Origin of the sequence: Collimonas sp. OK307 (assembly GCF_900113705.1) — a bacterium.
Taxonomy (GTDB): Bacteria; Pseudomonadota; Gammaproteobacteria; order Burkholderiales; family Burkholderiaceae_D; genus Collimonas.
The window spans coordinates 35042-54564 of sequence record NZ_FOQI01000003.1 but is presented as its reverse complement, the minus strand read 5'-3'; the positions used below and the strand labels follow the sequence as shown (position 1 = coordinate 54564).

The following is a 19523-nucleotide window of genomic DNA, read 5'->3' as shown; positions in this document are numbered from 1 at the left end:
TGTGAATCCGACCAGACCTTTCACCGTCATCATTCCGGCGCGGCTGGCGTCAACTCGGCTGCCGAATAAACCGCTGGCCGATATCGGCGGCAAACCGATGATCGTGCGCACCGCCGAGCGTGCTGCGCAATCGGGAGCTGCACAGGTGATCGTGGCTACCGATCATGCGGAAATCCTGGCGGTGTGCGCCCGGCACGGCATCGCCGCGCGGCTGACACGCGCCGATCATCCGTCAGGCACCGACCGCATCGCCGAAGTGGCGGCAGCGTTGGGACTGGCCGCCGATGCGGTGGTGGTCAACGTCCAAGGCGACGAACCCATGATCGATCCGGCGCTGATCGCAGCTACCGCGGCGCAGATCACCGGCGAAGTGCCGATGGCGACCGCGGCGCATGCGATAGACTCTGCGGCCGACGCCTTTAATCCGAATGTGGTCAAGGTGGTCTTGAACCAGGCCGGGCGCGCCCTGTATTTTTCACGGGCGACAATTCCCTGGCATAGGGACGGTTTTGCCCAGTCAAGAGAAGACTTGCCGGCTGCCTACTTGCCGTTGCGGCATATCGGCCTGTATGCATACAGCAATGGTTTTTTGCAAACCTATCCGACCCTGGCGGTGTCGCCGCTGGAACAGATAGAAGCGCTGGAGCAATTGCGCGTGCTTTGGCATGGCTACCCGATTGCGGTGCATATCGCGCCGGCGGCGCCCGCGGTAGGCGTCGATACGCCAGAGGATCTGGAGCGGGTGAGGCGTTTTTTTAGTACAGAATAAAATGCAAAGAAAATGCAAAAGCGTCACGCAAATGTTGGAAAATTAGCGTTGAACCAACAGAAATAGTGTCGCAGGCTGGCTGTTTGGTAAAATTGTATGGTAAGTTTCATGCAAAGATAGCGTGATATAAATAAAATCACATGCAAAATTAATTGCAAAAGCATATCGGGAGACGGTGCTGCACACTGCGCGCCATCGCCACAATCAATTCAAACTCACCTTAGGAATTAACATGCGCCTCATCCTTTTAGGAGCGCCTGGTGCCGGTAAAGGCACGCAAGCGACTTTCATTAAAGAGAAATTCAACATCCCGCAGATTTCCACCGGCGACATGTTGCGCGCAGCAGTCAAGGCTGGCACTCCGCTCGGCATCGAGGCTAAGAAGGTAATGGATGCAGGCGGCCTGGTATCGGACGACATCATCATCGGCCTGGTCAAAGACCGGTTGACGCAGGCGGATTGCGCCAATGGTTATTTGTTTGACGGCTTTCCACGTACCATTCCGCAGGCAGACGCCATGAAGGAAGCCGGCGTGATGATCGATTACGTGCTGGAAATTGACGTTCCTGACAGCGCCATTGTCGAACGCATGAGCGGTCGCCGCGTGCATTTGTCGTCAGGCCGTACTTATCATGCCAAGTACAATCCGCCAAAAGTGGAAGGCAAGGACGACATCACCGGTGAAGACCTGATCCAGCGCGACGATGACAAGGAAGAAACCGTCAAGAAGCGTCTGTCGGTATATCACGAGCAGACTGAAGTGCTGGTCAATTACTACGGCGACTGGGCCAAAGCCGGCTTGCCAGGCGCGCCCAAGTATCGCAAGATCGCCGGCGTCGGTCCGGTCGAGCAAATACGCGATAGCGCGTTTGCGGCGCTGGAAGCATAAAAAAAAGCGGACCTCGGTCCGCTTTTTCTTTTTGTTAATGAAAATTTAGCCAGCAAACTAATTTAGAATTCATCAGAAGAAACAACTAAGCAGCAAACCAGCCCGGATACTTCTCCAAGAATAAAAAAGGGCAGCGAAAAGAAATGCATTACGCAGTATTGGCCGGTACTCCACCCATTTGGGAACCATGGATGCAGGTGAAATGGTGTAGTTGTCTTACTTTGTCGTGCAGCCGTACCAAAAAAACTGGAGGAGTAAACATGGCATCAAGTCTATGGTTTGCCGTCGCTTGCGGCATCATTGCCGTCATCTATGGGCTAGTCTCGCGCAGCTGGATATTGAAGCAGGACCCCGGGAACGCACGCATGCAGGAAATTGCTGCCGCGATCCAGCAGGGGGCTGCTGCCTATCTGGCGCGCCAGTACCGCACCATTGCCATCGTCGGCGTGGTGCTGTTCATTATTATTGCGATACTGCCTGGACTTGGTTTGATCACCGCCGCCGGCTTCCTGATCGGTGCCGTGCTGTCAGGGGCTTGCGGCTTCATCGGCATGAATGTCTCGGTGCGCGCTAATGTACGCACCGCACAGGCTGCGACCAAAGGCATGGGGCCGGCGCTTGATGTCGCGTTCCGTGGCGGAGCGATCACCGGCATGCTGGTGGTTGGCCTGGGCCTGCTGGGCGTGACCTTGTTCTTTTTGTGGCTGCTGGCGTTCGCCGGGCCTTCTGGGCTATCGCTGCACGATATCATCCGGCCTCTGATCGGACTGGCCTTCGGCGCTTCCCTGATTTCCATTTTTGCGCGTCTCGGCGGCGGTATCTTTACCAAGGGCGCCGACGTCGGCGCCGATCTGGTGGGTAAAGTGGAAGCCGGCATCCCCGAAGACGATCCGCGCAATCCTGCAGTGATCGCCGATAACGTCGGCGACAACGTCGGCGATTGCGCCGGTATGGCGGCTGACTTGTTTGAAACCTACGTGGTGACCCTGATCGCCACCATGTTATTGGGTTCTTTGTTGATCCATGGCGCCGAATTGCAGGCGGTGTTGTATCCGCTGGCCTTGGGCGGGGTATCGATCCTGGCCTCTATCGTCGGCTGTTCCATGGTCAAGGCCAAGCCTGGCAAGAAAATCATGTCGGCGCTGTATACAGGGCTATGGTGGGCAGCGATCCTGAGCCTGATCGGGTTTGTCGTGGTCACCTGGCTGATCTTGCCGGCGCCGATGCGGGTGCCGATGATGGGTTCGGCCCTGATCGGTATCATCCTGACCGGCTTGATGGTGTATATCACCGAGTACTACACCGGCACCGATTTCAAACCGGTGCGCCACATCGCGCAAGCCTCGACCACCGGCCACGGCACCAATATCATCGCCGGCCTGGGCGTCTCCATGAAATCGACCGCGTATCCGGTGCTGGCGGTATGTGTCGCCATCCTGGCTTCCTACTGGCTGGGTGGCCTGTACGGCATTGCGATTGCCGCTACTGCCATGCTGTCGATGGCTGGCATCATTGTCGCGCTGGATGCCTACGGTCCGATTACCGATAATGCCGGCGGCATTGCCGAGATGTCGGGTTTGCCAGATTCGGTGCGGGCGATTACCGATCCGCTGGACGCAGTCGGCAACACCACCAAGGCAGTCACCAAGGGTTACGCCATCGGCTCGGCCGGTTTGGCGGCGCTGGTCTTGTTTGCCGATTACACTCACGCGCTGGATTCGGTAGGGAAGAGCACCGTATTCGATTTGTCCAATCCACTGGTGATTGTCGGCTTGTTCATCGGCGGCTTGATCCCCTACCTGTTCGGCGCCATGGCGATGGAGGCGGTCGGCCGGGCGGCGGGTGCGGTGGTGGTTGAAGTGCGCCGTCAGTTCCGCGACATCAAAGGCATCATGGACGGTACCGGCAAGCCCGAGTATGACAAGGCGGTCGACATGCTGACTTCTTCGGCCATCAAGGAAATGATCATCCCGTCGCTCTTGCCGGTAGTAGTGCCGATTCTGGTCGGCCTGATATTGGGACCGGCAGCCCTCGGCGGTTTATTGATGGGAACCATCGTGACCGGTTTGTTCGTCGCTATCTCGATGACCACCGGCGGCGGCGCCTGGGACAATGCCAAGAAATATATCGAGGATGGCAACCACGGTGGCAAGGGTTCGGAAGCGCATAAGGCTGCAGTAACCGGCGATACTGTCGGCGATCCTTATAAAGATACCGCCGGCCCTGCGGTCAATCCGCTGATCAAGATCATCAATATCGTGGCCCTGTTGCTGGTGCCGTTGCTGCCGGCTTCAGGCATGCAGCAAGGCGCGCTGACAGGACAGGAAGTCGTGTTGGTGCCGGTGCCGGTAGTTGCACCGGCAATTGTGGTGGCGCCCGCAGCGGTCACGGCCGACGCCAGTGCTGCTACAGCGGCTGCGGCCGCGTCGCCCGCAGCTGTAGTCTATTTTGAATCAGGAAAGGTAGAAGCTCCGGCCGGTACCGCTGAAAAACTGGCGGCCGTCGTCGATGCGGCCAAAGCCAAGGCCGATGCCAAAGTGGTGGTCAGCGGCTTCCACGACACCACCGGCGATACGTCTAAGAACGAGGAGATTTCGAAGGAACGCGCCAAAAGCGTAAAAGCGATCCTGCTGATCGCTGGTGTAGCCGAAGACGCCATCGTGCTGGAGAAACCGCAGGTAACAACCGGCAGCGGCGATAACGCGCAGGCGCGGCGGGTTGAAGTCAGCGTTCACTAGCACTGAGCTTGGACAACTGATGTCGCGAAGTAGCAGGTGCACGACGTATGCACTTGCTACTTCGTTTTACGCAAGTATTAATAAGCGAACCTCCACACAAATTTCCTCTCCCTGTTAATCTTCATAGCCATGGAGACAAAACAGAAAACGGGCCTCATCTTGACCGGCGGCGGTGCGCGCGCGGCGTACCAGGTTGGCGTGATGGATGCAGTAGCGTCCATCTTGCGCGAGCAGGGCTGGGCGCCGGAGCAAAATCCTTTCGATATCATTTGCGGCACTTCCGCAGGCGCCATCAATGCGACGGCGCTGGCTTGCCGGGTCGAGAATTTCGGCCTTGGCGTGCAAAAACTGATGGATGTCTGGGAACACTTCACGGTGGAGCAGGTGTATCGCGCCGATTCCCTGGGTGTGCTGCGGTCCGGTGCGCGCTGGTTGTCCTTGCTGTCTTTTGGCTGGCTGCTGCGTAAATGGCATGCGCACCCGCCCAACTCCTTGCTCGACAATACTCCGCTGATCACCTTGCTGCACCGGCTGCTGGACCTGGAGAAACTGGATGCGGCGCTGGCCAACGGCAGCTTGCAGGCGCTGGCGATCACCGCTTCCTCTTATAGCGGCGGCCAGCACATCACCTTTTACCAGAGCGCGATCGAAATCCAGGGTTGGACCCGCAGCCAGCGGCGGGCGGTCCGGGATCAGATCGGCGTTGGTCATTTGCTGGCGTCGTCAGCGATTCCATTCATCTTCCCGGCAATTCCGATTTACTGCGATGGCCGTCGCGAATATTTCGGCGACGGTTCGATGCGCCAGCTGGCGCCGATTTCTCCGGCGATCCACCTTGGCGCCAGCAAAGTGATGGTGGTTGGCGCGGGGCGTCGCAAGGAGGCGCCGGCCGATGCACCCATGCTTGCACGTTATCCCAGCCTGGCGCAAATTGCCAGCCACGCCTTGTCCAGCATCTTCCTGGATGGGCTGGCGGTGGATATCGAGCGCCTGGAACGTATCAATCACACACTTTCTTTCCTGACGGAGGAGCAACGCCAGCGCACACCGCTGAAACCGGTGGAGATGCTGATTATTTCGCCTTCGGAACAAATTGATGATATTGCATCAAAGCATTTTTCAAGTTTACCCTTGCCAATCCGCACCTTGCTCGGCGGTCTGGGGGCGACCGATGTGCGTGGCGGCGGCCTTGCGTCTTATCTGTTGTTTGAATCCGGCTATACGCGTGAGCTGATCCGCATGGGCCAGAAAGATACGCTGGCGCGGCGCGATGAGGTGGCTGATTTTTTCGGTCCGGCCCCAGCTTCCGCTCTAGAGGCGGCCGGACAGAACTTGTGACTGGTCAATATTGTCAAATATTGCAACACTTGAAGCCGGGGCAAGGATACGAGTTGATTCGTTTTCATCAACACGTTACCCTACGGTATCAGAACCATAAAATATTGAATTTATGAAAAGCCAGGCAACCCGGCACCATTTCCTTGGTCTAAGTTCCGATTTCGTCGCCGCCATGCTGCGTAACGGGATGTTGTTGCTGCTTGGTTTGCTGTTGTCATTTCAGGTTTTTGCCCGGGAATCGTTCCGGGAGACCTCGCCGCAGGACGTGATTTCGGTAAATCAATTGCCGCGGGAAGCGCAAACGACACTGATATTAATTAAGCAAGGCGGACCGTTTCCGTATGCCAAAGATGGCGTGACATTTGGCAATTATGAAGGGATGCTGCCCAAGCAACGGCGTGGGTATTATCATGAATTTACGGTAAAGACCCCGTATGCCCGCAATCGTGGCGCGCGCCGGATCATTGCTGGCGGCAATCCCCAGACTTCCGGGGAATATTATTACACTGATAATCACTATCAGACTTTCAGACGCATTCAGGAGTGACCGAGAGGGGTGAATGAGACGAGTGTGTGAGATACAACAACAATCCATCATCATTGCTCTAGCTGAGGGAAAAATGAGTTTGTTTAAAACCGTACCGCCAAATGTAGTGCAGTCCATCCGCGCCTTCCGTGTGACCGATCTGCAGGCGGAGGCGAACCGTCTCGGGCAGCATTTCCTGTATGCCTATTGCGCCGAGGCAACGACTAAACAACAAGTACTGGCGAATATCGCCCATGCCTTTCATTTTCCCAGGCATTTCGGCAAGAATTTCGACGCACTGGCCGATTGCCTGACCGATCTCGCCCACAAAGCCGGCCCGCAGCCAGGTTTCATCGTGGTCATTGAACAATTGCCGAATACACCCAAGTTCGACAAGGAGGCACGGGAAACCCTGCTCGACGTATTCCGCGACAGCGCCGATTTCTGGGCCGACAAGAAAGTAGCGTTCCGCGTTTTTTACTCATTCCAATAGCAGCAGCTGCAATGTCGGCCAACCTGGCAGGACAGGGCACTGGCTTAATTGTTTTAGCTGTTTTTTTATTGTTGTAAAGCGAGCCGATTTTCCGATTCTCCCGGGCAAATCCTTACGATATTGTCTGTAAATATGATAATTAGCCGCCCTGTTTGCTCAAAAACAGCAGTGCAACGGGTACAATGCGCGCCATGAGAAGCATTGTTATCCTGATTTCCGGGCGTGGCAGCAATATGCAAGCCATCGTCCGCGCCGCTCAAACCGAACAATGGCCTGCCAGAATCGCCGCGATTGTCAGCAACAAGGCCGATGCCGAAGGTTTGAAATTTGCTGCTGCTCAAGGTATTCCCACGGCAGTAGTAGCGAATAAAGACTATCCTGATCGAGAACAGTTCGACGCCGCCCTACGCGTCGTTGTCGATGGATTTTCCCCTGATCTGGTAGTGCTGGCGGGTTTCATGCGTATTTTGACGGCGCCGTTCGTAGAGCATTATGCCGGCCGCATGTTGAATATCCATCCCTCGCTGCTGCCGAGTTTTCCGGGAATGGCAACCCACAGGCAAGCGCTGGAAGCCGGTGTCAAGGTGCATGGCGTCACCGTCCATTTCGTCACGGCGAAGCTGGATCACGGCCCGATCGTAGCGCAGGCAGTGGTGCCGGTGCTGGAAAACGATACCGAACAGTCGCTAGAGCAGCGAGTGCTGATTGAAGAGCATCAACTATATCCACGTGCAGTGCGCTGGTTTGTCGAAAATCGATTAAGTATCGAAGACGGACGAGTCCGTAATAGTGCATAAGCGTGCCGGCTAGCGCAAACGCCAAGACGATCGTTTGCTCTGGCCAGCCCGGGCACGATCAACAGTTTAAAAGAATTTTATGAAAGATTTACTATGAGATTGCCTCCCGCGATCATTGGTCACACCGAAGAAGTCCTGCGCGAAATCCTACGTTTTACCGGTCCGGCCGACGGCACTTTGTCGCGCTACTTCCGTGACCATCCAAAGCTGGGTTCGCGTGAACGCGGCGTGGTGGCTGAAGCGGTATATGGCTTGTTGCGTAACAAAGCCATCTACACCAGCTTTGCCGAATCCGGCAACGGCCCGACCATGCGCCGCATGACCCTGCTGGGCCTGGCCGATGCGGTCAGCATCGAATCCCTGGGTGGTTTGTCGGATGAAGAAACCGAATGGCTGAAACGCGTTGCCGAAATCAACCGCGACCTGATGCCGCCGCTGATGCGTTCCAACTTGCCGCAATGGTTGTTCGACAAACTGGTGGCGCGTGACGGCGAAGCCGCCACGCTGGAGCTGGCGCATGCGATGAATCAACCGGCGCCGCTGGATCTGCGCGTGAATTCGCTCAAGGCCAATCGCGACGAAGTCGTCACCACTTTGGCTGAAGCGCCGATCTTGTGCGTGCCGACGCCTTATGCGCCGCTTGGTTTGCGCGTCATCAAGAAACCGACTTTGCAAAACCTGCCGCTGTTCAAGAGCGGTGCGATCGAAGTGCAGGATGAAGGCAGCCAGTTGCTGGCGCAAATCGTCGGCGCCAAGCGCGGCGAGATGGTGGTCGATTTCTGTGCCGGCGCCGGCGGCAAGACGCTGGCCCTGGGCGCGACCATGCGCAATACCGGTCGCTTGTATGCCTTCGACGTTTCCGAGAAGCGCCTGGCAAAACTCAAGCCGCGTATGGCACGTAGTGGTTTGTCGAATATTCATCCGGTGTTGATCGCGCATGAGAATGACGGCAAGGTGAAGCGCCTGGCCGGCAAGATCGATCGCGTACTGGTCGATGCACCATGCAGCGGCCTCGGCACCTTGCGCCGTAATCCGGACGTCAAATGGCGGCAGACACCGGAAGCGATTGGCGAAATGAATGTCAAGCAAATCGCGATTCTCTCCAGCGCCGCGCGCCTGGTGAAATCCGGCGGCCGCCTGGTGTACGGTACCTGCAGTTTGCTGGACGAAGAAAACGAAGCGATTGCTGCGCAGTTCCTGGCCAGCCACGAAGATTTTTCGCTGGTGCCGATGAAAGATGTGTTGGCCGAGCAGAAAATTGCGCTGGAGATGGGCGACTATCTCAAATTGCTGCCGCACAAGCATCAGACTGACGGCTTCTTTGCCGCAGTATTTGTACGTAAATAATTTTGCGTAAATAAGCAGGCGGCATGCCCACGTGACCGTCGGGACGTTACGCTTTATTCAAAACGATGCCAGATATCCTCAATGACCTGTTGAACGACTTGCTGAGCAACCTGCGGGCGCCGGGTTTGCTGGCGCAAGTCGGTTTGCTGGTGGTATGTATCGGTCTGGGCTGGTTGCTGGCTCGGCTGCTGCGCCGTACTTTCAATCTTAATCCGGCCCAGCCGCCGGCGATGCAGATCGGGCTTGTCAGTTTCGTCAAGGTCTTGACGCCCGTCATCACCTTGCTGCTGCTGGTGCTGGTCAAAATGGCCCTGCAAAAATGGCATCAGCCGGTGAATCTCATGCGGCTGATGATTCCGCTGGTGGCTTCGCTGGCGCTGATGCGTTTCGTGTTCTATGTCTTGCGCCGGATTTTCGCGCGCAATAGCGGCGTCGGTACTTTCCTCCTGTTATTTGAAAAGAGTTTCGGCGCGCTGGTCTGGATCGGCTTGCTGCTGTATATCACGGGCTGGTGGCCGGATCTGGTCGATTACCTGGATAGCACGGTGCTGCCGATCGGCCGCTATAAGGTTTCGCTACTGGCAATCATGCAAGCGCTGGTCTCGGTACTGGTGACGCTGGTGATTGCATTGTGGGCCGGCGCCACGCTGGAAGAGCGCCTGATGCGGGTCAATACCATGCATTCCTCGATCCGCACGGTGGTAGCGCGGATGGCGCGTGCCTTCCTGATCCTGGTGGCGGTATTGGTCAGTTTGTCGCTGGTCGGCATCGATCTGACTGTGTTGTCGGTCTTCGGCGGCGCACTGGGTGTAGCGCTGGGTCTTGGTTTACAGAAGATCGCCAGCAGTTATGTATCAGGTTTCGTGATTTTGCTGGAACGCAGCCTGGCGATCGGCGATATGGTCGGTGTCAGTACCTTTTATGGCAAGGTGGTCCAGATCAATAGCCGCTATACCGTGTTGCAAGGGCTGGACGGGATCGATACGGTGGTGCCGAATGAAATCTTCATGATCAATTCGGTGCAAAACTATTCGCTGACCAACCGGATCCTGCGTTTGTCGACACAGGTGATGATTGAACATCAGGACGATGTCGAAAGTGTATTGTTGTTGTTAGAGCAAGCCGTGGTCGAGGTTAACCGCGTTTCGCAGGAAACCTTGCCGCAAGCTTTGCTGCTGAAGATAGGCCCGGATGGGCTAGAGCTAGAGGTCGGATTCTGGATCACGGATCCGGAGAACGGACGCCTGAATGTGTTGTCTGATGTTAACCGGGCAATCTGGCGGGTATTGCAAGCCCGTCAAATCAAGATTGCTCAGGTGAAACGAGATATCAGGGTAGTGCAAGCCACTGCAGACGAAGGTGGCGATAATGTGATGTTGCAAAATGGCAACTTCAAGGCCGATACGCAACACGGTTTGCAATTAGATGGCCAACAAGATGCGCCAAAATCTCGAAAGAGCGAATAATAAGGGTACAATTGCACTCGAAATTCGGGTAACTGTTCGGTAACTACCCGTCAACGTGCTGGTATCTTACTCACATTTCACCCGTATCTCACCGTAAAAAAGTAGTAGCATCATCTACACATGGAGTACACATAGTGTTCAATGCAATTCTCGATTTTCTGTCGAATGGCGTAACAGGCGCAAGCGCCTGGCAAGTGGTCGTGTTCACGCTGGTCGTGACGCACATCACGATCGCTGCAGTGACTATTTTCCTGCATCGCGGCCAGGCCCATCGCGCCTTGGAACTGCACGCCATTCCAAGTCATTTTTTCCGTTTCTGGCTGTGGCTGACGACAGGCATGGTCACCAAGGAATGGGCGGCTATCCATCGCAAGCATCACGCAAAATGCGATACCGAGGAAGATCCGCATAGCCCGGTTACCCGCGGCATCAAGAAAGTATTCTGGGAGGGCGCGGAGCTGTATCGCGCAGAATCGAAGAACCTGGAAACCATGGAAAAATTCGGCCATGGCACACCGGACGACTGGATCGAAAGAAATGTCTATACCAAACGCAGCGCCTGGGGCATTGTGTTGATGCTGTTTATTAACGTCATGCTGTTCGGTGTGATTGGCGTCAGCGTCTGGGCTGTGCAAATGGTCTGGATCCCGATTACCGCCGCCGGCATCATCAACGGCATCGGCCACTATTGGGGCTACCGCAACTACGACTGTAACGATGCAGCTACCAACATCATTCCGTTCGGTATCATCATTGGCGGCGAAGAGCTGCACAACAACCACCACACATTCGGCACCTCGGCGAAATTGTCGTCGAAGTGGTACGAATTCGACATCGGCTGGATGTATATCCGGATTCTGGAAATCTGCGGCCTGGCCAAGGTCAAGAAAGTGGCGCCTGCGCCGAAATTCAATCACACCAAGCTGGTGCCGGATCTGGATACGCTGCAATCGGTGATCGCGAACCGTTACGATGTCATGGCAAAGTATGCAAAATCGTTGAAGAGCGCCTGGCACGAAGAACGCAGCCATTTGACCGACAAGGCCAAGCTGGGATCGGGTTTCCTGAAGTCGTCGAAGAAGTTGTTGCAGCGTGAGCCGACCAAGCTGGAAGCGCCGCAAAAGCAGCAACTGACAGAGTTGTTCCTGCATAGTAAAGCGCTGCAGACCATGCACGAGATGCGGGTTGAGCTGGGTGCAATCTGGGAGCGTTCGCATTTCACACGCGATCAGTTGCTGCATCAATTGCAGGACTGGTGCGCACGTGCTGAAGCTTCCGGCATCAAGTCGCTGCAGGATTTCTCGCTGCGTTTGCGTAGTTATTCCTGAGGCAGGATAGAAGGCAGGTCGCTTGTGTAAGCAAATTATTGCATTCACAGGCGCTTATCCTTATCAAGAAAACGGTCCATGTAAAATGGGCCGTTTTTTTTGCCTGGCGAGTTGTTTCAAGATTTATTTAAAGGCTTTCCCGAATTCTTCCTGGATAGATTTGACGACGGCGCGTATGGCGGCCGAGCCTTTCAGGTCGGCATGCCAGACCAGCCACGCATCTCGCGTCACCGGCGGCTGATCCGGTATTGCCGGAGCCAGGGTCGAATCATTTTCCGCCATGAACGTTGGCAGCATTGCCACGCCGCCGCCTTCACGTGCCAGTGCGTGCTGGATATCGAGAGTTGTCGCCCGAAAGCGTAGGGATTCACCAGCCATTTGCCGGATCAGGGCAGCTTGCTGCGATGCGGCGTTCATGCTCTCGACATAGCCAATGTAGGCCCAATCCTCCGATGGCGTCTGGTTGAGATATGCCGGGCTGGCATACAGGCGAAATGTAAGCTCAGCAAGCTTTGCGATAATAAAATCGCCATCGGTGGGCCGGCTGAGGCGGATGGCTATGTCGGCCTCCCGGCGTTCCAGCGAGACCTGGCGTGTTTCGCCCAAAATGCAGATTTGGAGGGCGGGGTGTTGCTTGCGCAGGGCGACAAGTGGTCGCGCCAGCATCGCCGCGGCTAAGGCTGGCGGCGCGCTGATGGTGACATTTCCTGCGACTTCCGAGCGTGCGCCGTCGGCTGCGCGGTTAATCGCCTGCGCGTCCCTCTCCATATGCTCGACCAAGGCTGCAATGCGCTCGCCATCCGCCGTCAATGACAGCCTGCGGCCACGTCGGTCTACCAGCCTGAGGTTCAATTCTGCTTCGAGCGCGGCAATGCGGCGCGCTATGGTCGCATGTTCGACATGGAGCTGGCGCGCAGCGCCGGATAAAGTGCTTGCCTGCGCCAATGCGGCAAAATGCCGAAGATTTTCCCAATCAGTCATTGTTAAAATTTTCCCATAAGATGATAAATATTAGGGAATTTTCAAACAAAGTGCAATCAATCAGAATAAGTCCAACTTAATGGAGGACAAGATGAATAAAATCGATCAAATGGTCAGAATGGCGGGTGTGGGTGGCACAGATCAACTCGAAGTTGTTACCTGCGAGCCGCCGCAGTTGCCAGGTCCCGGCGAAGTGCGTATCCGGCATGAGGCAATTGGAGTCAACTTCGTCGACATATATCACCGCACTGGCCTTTATCCGCTGGCAGCGATGCCAGCGGTCCTTGGCGTCGAAGGTGCCGGCGTGATCGACGCGGTCGGAGAGGGGGTCGAACATCTCGCTATCGGCGACCGTATCGCTTATGCCGGTGCACCGGTCGGTGCTTATGCTGCAACGCGTCTGCTGCCGCAGGCAAAGGCGATTCTTTTGCCTGATAGCATCAGCTCGGGCCTGGCCGCCGCCTCAATGCTGCGAGGGCTGACGGCACATATGCTGCTTACCCGCACTTACCAGGTCAGCGCAGGCAGCACAATTCTCGTCCATGCTGCTGCCGGCGGCCTCGGTGCGCTGCTGGTGCGTTGGGCCAAGCACCTTGGTGCGACAGTGATCGGCACGGTCGGATCAGCCGAAAAAGCACAAATTGCCAAGACATATGGCGCTGATCATGTCATCGTAGGGCGCGATGCCGATATCGTAGCCGAGGTTGCCGCCATGACCGGCGGCAAAGGCGTCGATTTCGCGATCGACGGTATCGGCGGCGAGATGCTCCTGAAGACACTTGCATGTGTGCGGCCATTCGGTACGGTCGCAAGCATAGGGCAAGCGGCTGGCCCTATAGCGCCGATCAATGTTGGAGAGTTAGGGCCTCGCCGTTCGCTGTCGCTGGCGCGCCCAAGCATCATGGCTTACCTGGCGGATCCGCATACTTATTCAGTGGCATCCGCGGCACTCATCGCCATGATGCAAGCCGGGGTCGTAGCTGAAATTGGCGGTGAATATCCGCTGGCCGAGGCTGCCAGGGCACAAGCCGATCTTGAGGCGGGCCGCACCACCGGCAGCTTGCTGCTGATTCCGTGACGGCCGGTCAAAGACCTTAACCGGAAAGGCCAGACGTAAAAAAGCCCCGCGAGACTGATGTCTTGCGGGGCTTCTTTGAAAGCAGGATCAATTACTTGATCTTGGTTTCTTTGTATTCAACATGCTTACGAACCTTCGGGTCGAACTTCATGATCGACATTTTTTCCGGGGTTGTACGCTTGTTTTTCGTAGTTGTGTAGAAATGACCTGTACCTGCGGTCGATTCCAGCTTGATTTTGTCGCGGCCTGATTTCGCCATGATTCTTCCTTTATTCTGCTAGTTAGACTTTTTCGCCACGAGCGCGCAAATCGGTCAACACGGCATCAATGCCGATTTTGTCGATTACGCGCAGACCGGCGTTGGACAAGCGCAGGGAGACCCAGCGATTTTCAGACTCAACGAAAATGCGGCGATTTTGCAAGTTAGGCAAAAAGCGACGTTTCGTCTTGTTGTTTGCATGGGAAACGTTGTTGCCGACCATCGGCCCCTTCCCGGTGACTTGGCAGACACGTGCCATGTTTTTACTCCTAAAAGATTTCCGAAACTGGAAAAAAGGTGAGTATATATAAAAAAATGAGATTTTTCAATGACTTGCGAAAAACAATTGTGTCTTCTGCGCTTTCGCAGATTTAACAATTCAAGGTGGAAGGGTTATCGAGCGCTTATTGAGTACTTATTAACACTTATTGAGCAGTTTACAGCTGGCCATGCTCCGCAAACGAGTGCACCTGCGTTCCGGCTACGATGAAGTGGTCCAGCACCCTGACGTCGATCAGGCCCAGCGCCTGCTTTAAAGTATCGGTTAATTTACGATCGGCGGTGCTTGGCTCCAGTGTCCCCGAAGGGTGATTATGCGCCAGCATGACGCTGGCGGCATTGTGCGCCAATGCCGCCTTGACCACCTCCCGCGGATAAACGCTGGCATGGGTCAGGGTGCCGCGGAATAATTCTTCAGCGCAGATCAGGCGGTTTTTGACATCCAGGAACAGCACCAGAAACGATTCATAGGGTTTGTTGGTCAACAGCAGCTGCAGATATTGTTTGACGGCGGCCGGGGCGTCGAAACTGCTGCCGGCTTGCAGTTCTTCCACCAGTGAGCGCCTGCCCAGTTCCAGTATGGCTTGCAACTGGGCGAATTTGGCCGGCCCGAGGCCGTTGATAGTGCAGAAATCGCTGAGCGGAGCGGAAAACAGGCGATTCAGCGAGCCGAAATGGGTGGTCATCTCACGCCCCAGGTCAACCGCGCTTTTGCCGGCAGCGCCGACTCTGAGAAAGATCGCCAGCAATTCTGCATCGGACAATGCTTGCGAGCCGAACTTAATCAGGCGTTCGCGTGGTCTTTGGTCTGCCGGCCAGTCGGTAATTGCCATGATGTAATCGGGATTAGGTGTGCCCAGGCGTACTTAGGTGCGCTTAGGTGTGTAGCCAGCGAAGTCTTATGGCTCAAGGTGGCTTACAATATCATCTTCCGCCAAGTAGTTATTTTTTTGTTAATGGTACTTTTGCTTAATCATGCCTAATTCGTCTCTCCCCGTCGTTACCGAAGCCTCTTATCTGACCTTGCACTACCGCCTCGCCTCGCAAGACGGCACAGATATTGTCAGCACCTTCAAGGAGTCGCCAGCCACGCTGCAGTTTGGCATGGGCCAGCTGGCGCCGTTTCTGGAAACCTGTTTGCTGGGTTTGCCGGAAGGTAGCCAGCAAACCTTTGACCTGGCGCCGGAACAAGCTTTCGGCCCGCGCAATCCCGAACTGATCCAGCGCGTTTCGCGCGCTACGTTGCGTCAGAACTCTCAACTGGGGGAGGAGTATCGTATAGGTGACCTGGTGGACTTTGCGGCTCCGGGCGGTGGCCGCTTTGCCGGGGTACTGCGTGAGATAGATGAGCAGGGTGCTTTATTTGATTTCAATCATCCTCTGGCAGGGCAGACGCTCAAGTTTGAAGTGAAAATCATCGGAATATTGTAAACGGCGTGTAATCCGCCTGTAGTGTGCGGTTAGAGGAAATGAACATGGATAAAGAGATTTTATTGGCGCAACCGCGCGGCTTCTGCGCCGGGGTCGACCGCGCGATTGAAATTGTCGAGCGCGCGCTGGAGCAATTCGGCGCACCGATTTATGTACGTCACGAGATTGTCCACAACGCATACGTGGTGGCTGACCTGCGCAATAAAGGCGCCATTTTCATCGAAGAATTGGCGGATGTCCCGGCCGGTAATACCGTGATTTTTTCCGCGCACGGTGTCTCCAAGGCGGTGCAGGAAGAAGCCGAAGTGCGTGGCTTGAAAGTATTCGACGCCACTTGTCCGCTGGTGACCAAGGTGCACATGGAAGTCGCCAAGATGCGTCGCGAGGGTCGTGAAATTGTCATGATCGGGCACGAGGGCCACCCTGAAGTCGAGGGCACCATGGGACAGACCGAGGGCGGCATGCATCTGGTTGAGACCGTGGCCGATGTCGACAAGCTGCACGTGGCGAATCCCGAGATGCTGGCCTATGTGTCGCAGACCACCTTGTCGGTCGACGACACGGCCGACGTGATCGCCGCCCTGAAGCAAAAATTTCCGACGATTACCGAACCGAAGAAGGGCGACATCTGTTACGCCACCACCAACCGCCAGCAGGCCGTCAAGTTCATGGCGCCGCAGGTTGACGTGGTGATCGTGGTCGGCAGCCCGAACAGTTCGAATTCCAACCGTTTGCGCGAAGTGGCCGAGAAAAAAGGCACCGTCGCCTATATGGTGGATAACGCCGAGCAGATTGACCAAGCCTGGCTGCAGGGCAAAAACCGCATCGGCGTCACCGCCGGCGCGTCGGCGCCGGAGATACTGGTGCAAGCCGTGATAGACCGTTTGAAGGCCTATGGCGCCAAGAACGTGCGGACGCTGGACGGCGCCGAAGAGAATGTCACTTTCCCTATGCCAAAGGGGCTGGCGCGGGTCTGACCTGAAAAGTGGCACAAATGGTACAAATGACTTAAATCGATTAACAAACCACCCGCCAATGAGCATCTGTCGATGCTGATTGGCAATGCTGTTTTGCGTCAATTTTACGTTTGTCTCAATTCTGATTGATATCTGCCAAAGCTTCTTCGACAAAGTCGCTCAAGGCGGCTTCCTGCCCCATTCTGGCGCGAAATTATATTTCGAAGAAGCTCTATTTTTCCATCGATAGTTTTCTGTTTTCCTAGCTATTATTGCGGCGCTGCGGTTTGATTGTAAAACCCTGTGCGAACTGCGGGCAGAAGGGTAATATTGCAGTACTGTCAGAGTTGTTTATCGCTCAACGTTAGCGATGACACGCACAGTCATGGTGCATTGCCGTCGATGCAATGCACTTAAGATAAAAAAACGTTTTTATAGAAGACGTATAGAAGACGTATAGGAGACAAACAAGTATGTGTATCCAGTTCACTTTACTTATTCAGGCTATTCACGCATGGCCAAATTACCTTTCCAGCTTTCGTCTAGAGGAGCAGAAGGGCGTCTCCCAACGGCACTAGGATTTATCCAGAGTGCCGTTTTTGTATCGGGAATGATTTTTGCTGTGCTACCTATGGTCGCAATAGTGTTCTGACCGATTTGAACCAAAACACACATAGAACAAGGAAATTATGGATATCTTTATCCAACAAGTTATCAACGGCTTGGTGCTGGGAAGCATGTATGCGTTGATTGCCCTCGGTTATACGATGGTATACGGCGTGTTGAACCTGATTAACTTCGCCCACGGCGACATCTTGATGATCGGCGCCATGGTTGGCCTGTCGATCCTCAAGCTGCTGCAACATGTGGCGCCGGATCTGCCCGGGATCGTTCAGCTGGCGATTGCCATCATCGGCGCTATCCCGGTCTGCGTTATCGTCAGCCTGATCATCGAGCGGGTCGCCTACCGGCCGCTGCGCAATGCGCCGCGACTGGCGCCGCTGATCACCGCGATCGGCGTTTCCATCCTGTTGCAGACGTTTGCCATGATGATCTGGGGCCGCAGCCCGCTGCCGGTGCCGCAAGTCATGCCGTCTGATCCGGTGCATATCTTCGGCGCATTGATCTCGCCGACGCAGATCATGCTGCTGGTCCTGGCCGCCGCGTCGATGTTCGGCCTGGTGATGCTGGTTGAAAAAACCAAGATGGGCCGCGCCATGCGCGCTACCGCCGAGAATCCGCGGGTCGCCGGTTTGATGGGGGTCGATTCCAACCGCGTCATCGTCATGACCTTCGCCATCGGTGCTGCGCTGGCTGCGGTTGCCGGCGTGATGTGGGGTGCGAACTATTCTTCCGCGCAGTTCGCCATGGGTTTCGTGCCCGGCTTGAAAGCATTCTCCGCCGCGGTGCTAGGCGGTATCGGCAATATCTACGGCGCCATGCTGGGCGGTATCCTGCTGGGCCTGATCGAGAGTCTGGGCGCTGGCTATATCGGCGATTTGACTGGCAATTTCTTCGGTAGTAACTACCAGGATATCTTTGCCTTCATCGTGCTGATTATCGTACTGACGCTGCGGCCATCCGGCATCATGGGCGAACGTGTCGCCGATCGCGCTTAATCCGGGGAGGACACATGGCTAATTTTTTCGATACTAAAAAGAACCCGACCAAGGCTTACACCAGCTTGGTCGCCCTCGCTATCCTGTTCATGATTTTCCCGTTTATTGCCGCCAATTTCGGTAATTCCTGGGTCCGCATCATGGATTTTGCGCTGCTCTACATCATGCTGGCGCTAGGTCTGAACATCGTGGTCGGTTTCGCCGGCCTGCTCGATCTGGGCTACATCGCGTTCTATGCGATCGGCGCCTACATGACCGGCTTGCTGGCATCGCCGCAGTTTGCTTCGGTGCTGGAATCGTTCGTCAATACCTATCCGGCCATCGGCAATTTCCTGGTGATGATCTGCGGCCCGGAAATTACCCAGAACGGCATCCACCTGTCGTTGTGGGTGATCGTGCCGCTGGGAGCGGCTTTGGCAGGGATGTTCGGCGCCATTCTCGGTGCTCCGACACTCAAGCTGCGCGGCGACTACCTTGCTATCGTGACACTCGGTTTCGGTGAAATCATCCGGATTTTCATGAATAACCTGAATGCCCCGGTCAACATCACCAACGGTCCGCAAGGTATCAACCTGATCGATCCGATCCGCATCTTCGGCGTCTCGCTGGCAGGGGAGCGCGGTTCCAATGCGACGGTCCAGCTGGGCAGTTTCAGCCTGCCATCGGTGAATGCCTACTACTTCCTGTTCCTGATCCTGTGCATTGCGATCATCACTATTTCGATCCGCTTGCAGAACTCGCGCCTCGGCCGTGCCTGGGTGGCGATACGTGAAGATGAAATCGCCGCCAAGGCAATGGGCATCAATACCCGTAACATGAAGCTGCTGGCGTTCACCATGGGCGCTTCGTTCGGTGGCGTCGCCGGCGCCATGTTTGCCTCGTTCCAGGGTTTCGTCTCTCCCGAATCGTTCTCGTTGACCGAGTCGATCGCGGTCCTGGCGATGGTGGTGCTGGGCGGCATGGGACATATCCCGGGGGTGGTGCTGGGCGGCATATTGCTGGCGGCATTGCCTGAGGTGCTGCGGCATACCGTGGAGCCGATGCAAATGGCCATTTTCGGCAAGGTCCTGATCGATGCCGAAGTGCTGCGCCAGTTGTTGTACGGCCTGGCGATGGTAGTGATCATGCTGACCCGTCCAGCCGGCTTGTGGCCTGCGCCTAAGCACGAGGACCGGCCGGATGCCGATATCGATAAACCTACGCTGGCCACCGGCGTGGTAGAGGCTTAA

Annotated in this window: 19 protein-coding genes; 15 read left to right on the top strand and 4 right to left on the bottom strand. The window is 55.8% G+C overall.

All coding sequences use genetic code 11. The features are described 5' to 3' along the window. Window position 1: 1 nt before the first annotated feature. From kdsB to BM205_RS05835, 10 genes are all read left to right on the top strand, one after another. Complete coding sequence (gene kdsB / locus BM205_RS05880) at window positions 2-769, top strand: 3-deoxy-manno-octulosonate cytidylyltransferase (protein WP_092413788.1); 768 nt, start codon at window positions 2-4, stop codon at window positions 767-769. Between the two features lie 232 nt (window positions 770-1001). Continuing rightward, complete coding sequence (gene adk, locus BM205_RS05875; protein WP_092413466.1) at window positions 1002-1658, top strand: adenylate kinase; 657 nt, start codon at window positions 1002-1004, stop codon at window positions 1656-1658. A 260-nt stretch (window positions 1659-1918) separates the two neighbouring features. Then, complete coding sequence (locus tag BM205_RS05870) at window positions 1919-4396, top strand: sodium-translocating pyrophosphatase (protein WP_092413464.1); 2478 nt, start codon at window positions 1919-1921, stop codon at window positions 4394-4396. Window positions 4397-4525: 129 nt separating this feature from the next. Then, complete coding sequence (locus BM205_RS05865) at window positions 4526-5734, top strand: patatin-like phospholipase family protein (RefSeq protein ID WP_092413462.1); 1209 nt, start codon at window positions 4526-4528, stop codon at window positions 5732-5734. A gap of 112 nt (window positions 5735-5846) precedes the next feature. Beyond that, complete coding sequence (locus tag BM205_RS05860; RefSeq protein WP_175511178.1) at window positions 5847-6281, top strand: guanyl-specific ribonuclease; 435 nt, start codon at window positions 5847-5849, stop codon at window positions 6279-6281. 73 nt (window positions 6282-6354) lie between these two features. Next, window positions 6355-6753, top strand: coding sequence for a barstar family protein (locus tag BM205_RS05855; RefSeq protein WP_092413460.1), 399 nt, complete (start codon window positions 6355-6357; stop codon window positions 6751-6753). Window positions 6754-6935: 182 nt separating this feature from the next. Continuing rightward, window positions 6936-7550, top strand: coding sequence for a phosphoribosylglycinamide formyltransferase (gene purN / locus BM205_RS05850; protein WP_092413459.1), 615 nt, complete (start codon window positions 6936-6938; stop codon window positions 7548-7550). Between the two features lie 93 nt (window positions 7551-7643). After that, entirely contained in the window at window positions 7644-8897 is a 1254-nt protein-coding gene (locus BM205_RS05845) for an RsmB/NOP family class I SAM-dependent RNA methyltransferase (protein ID WP_092413457.1), read from the top strand. A gap of 65 nt (window positions 8898-8962) precedes the next feature. Beyond that, a complete protein-coding gene (locus BM205_RS05840) occupies window positions 8963-10363 on the top strand; it encodes a mechanosensitive ion channel family protein (protein WP_092413456.1) in 1401 nt (466 codons plus the stop codon). Window positions 10364-10497: 134 nt separating this feature from the next. Beyond that, a complete protein-coding gene (locus BM205_RS05835) occupies window positions 10498-11691 on the top strand; it encodes a DesA family fatty acid desaturase (RefSeq protein WP_371326461.1) in 1194 nt (397 codons plus the stop codon). Between the two features lie 123 nt (window positions 11692-11814). On the opposite strand, the gene BM205_RS05830 is transcribed toward BM205_RS05835, so the two are convergent. Further along, a complete protein-coding gene (locus BM205_RS05830) occupies window positions 11815-12672 on the bottom strand; it encodes a LysR family transcriptional regulator (protein WP_092413452.1) in 858 nt (285 codons plus the stop codon). 91 nt (window positions 12673-12763) lie between these two features. On the opposite strand from BM205_RS05830, the gene BM205_RS05825 reads away from it, so the two are divergent. Continuing rightward, window positions 12764-13750, top strand: coding sequence for a quinone oxidoreductase family protein (locus BM205_RS05825; RefSeq protein ID WP_254783761.1), 987 nt, complete (start codon window positions 12764-12766; stop codon window positions 13748-13750). 91 nt (window positions 13751-13841) lie between these two features. Here BM205_RS05825 and rpmG read toward each other — a convergent pair whose 3' ends face one another. From rpmG to radC, 3 genes are all read right to left on the bottom strand, one after another. Further along, entirely contained in the window at window positions 13842-14009 is a 168-nt protein-coding gene (rpmG, locus tag BM205_RS05820) for a 50S ribosomal protein L33 (protein ID WP_009667251.1), read from the bottom strand. A 22-nt stretch (window positions 14010-14031) separates the two neighbouring features. Continuing rightward, window positions 14032-14268, bottom strand: coding sequence for a 50S ribosomal protein L28 (gene rpmB / locus BM205_RS05815; RefSeq protein ID WP_014005219.1), 237 nt, complete (start codon window positions 14266-14268; stop codon window positions 14032-14034). 178 nt (window positions 14269-14446) lie between these two features. Further along, the gene (radC, locus tag BM205_RS05810; RefSeq protein ID WP_092413450.1) at window positions 14447-15121 is read right to left on the bottom strand and encodes a RadC family protein; all 675 of its coding nucleotides are present in this window, start codon (window positions 15119-15121) and stop codon (window positions 14447-14449) included. A 142-nt stretch (window positions 15122-15263) separates the two neighbouring features. Here radC and BM205_RS05805 point away from each other — a divergent pair, with 142 nt between their 5' ends. From BM205_RS05805 to BM205_RS05790, 4 genes are all read left to right on the top strand, one after another. Continuing rightward, window positions 15264-15719 carry an FKBP-type peptidyl-prolyl cis-trans isomerase gene (locus tag BM205_RS05805; protein ID WP_092413448.1) on the top strand — a complete coding sequence of 152 codons (456 nt, stop codon included), beginning with the start codon at window positions 15264-15266 and terminating at the stop codon, window positions 15717-15719. Between the two features lie 44 nt (window positions 15720-15763). Continuing rightward, on the top strand, window positions 15764-16696 hold the full coding sequence (ispH, locus tag BM205_RS05800) for a 4-hydroxy-3-methylbut-2-enyl diphosphate reductase (RefSeq protein WP_092413446.1): 933 nt from the start codon (window positions 15764-15766) through the stop codon (window positions 16694-16696). 668 nt (window positions 16697-17364) lie between these two features. Continuing rightward, on the top strand, window positions 17365-18294 hold the full coding sequence (locus BM205_RS05795) for a branched-chain amino acid ABC transporter permease (protein ID WP_092413444.1): 930 nt from the start codon (window positions 17365-17367) through the stop codon (window positions 18292-18294). Between the two features lie 14 nt (window positions 18295-18308). Continuing rightward, on the top strand, window positions 18309-19523 hold the full coding sequence (locus BM205_RS05790) for an ABC transporter permease subunit (RefSeq protein WP_092413442.1): 1215 nt from the start codon (window positions 18309-18311) through the stop codon (window positions 19521-19523).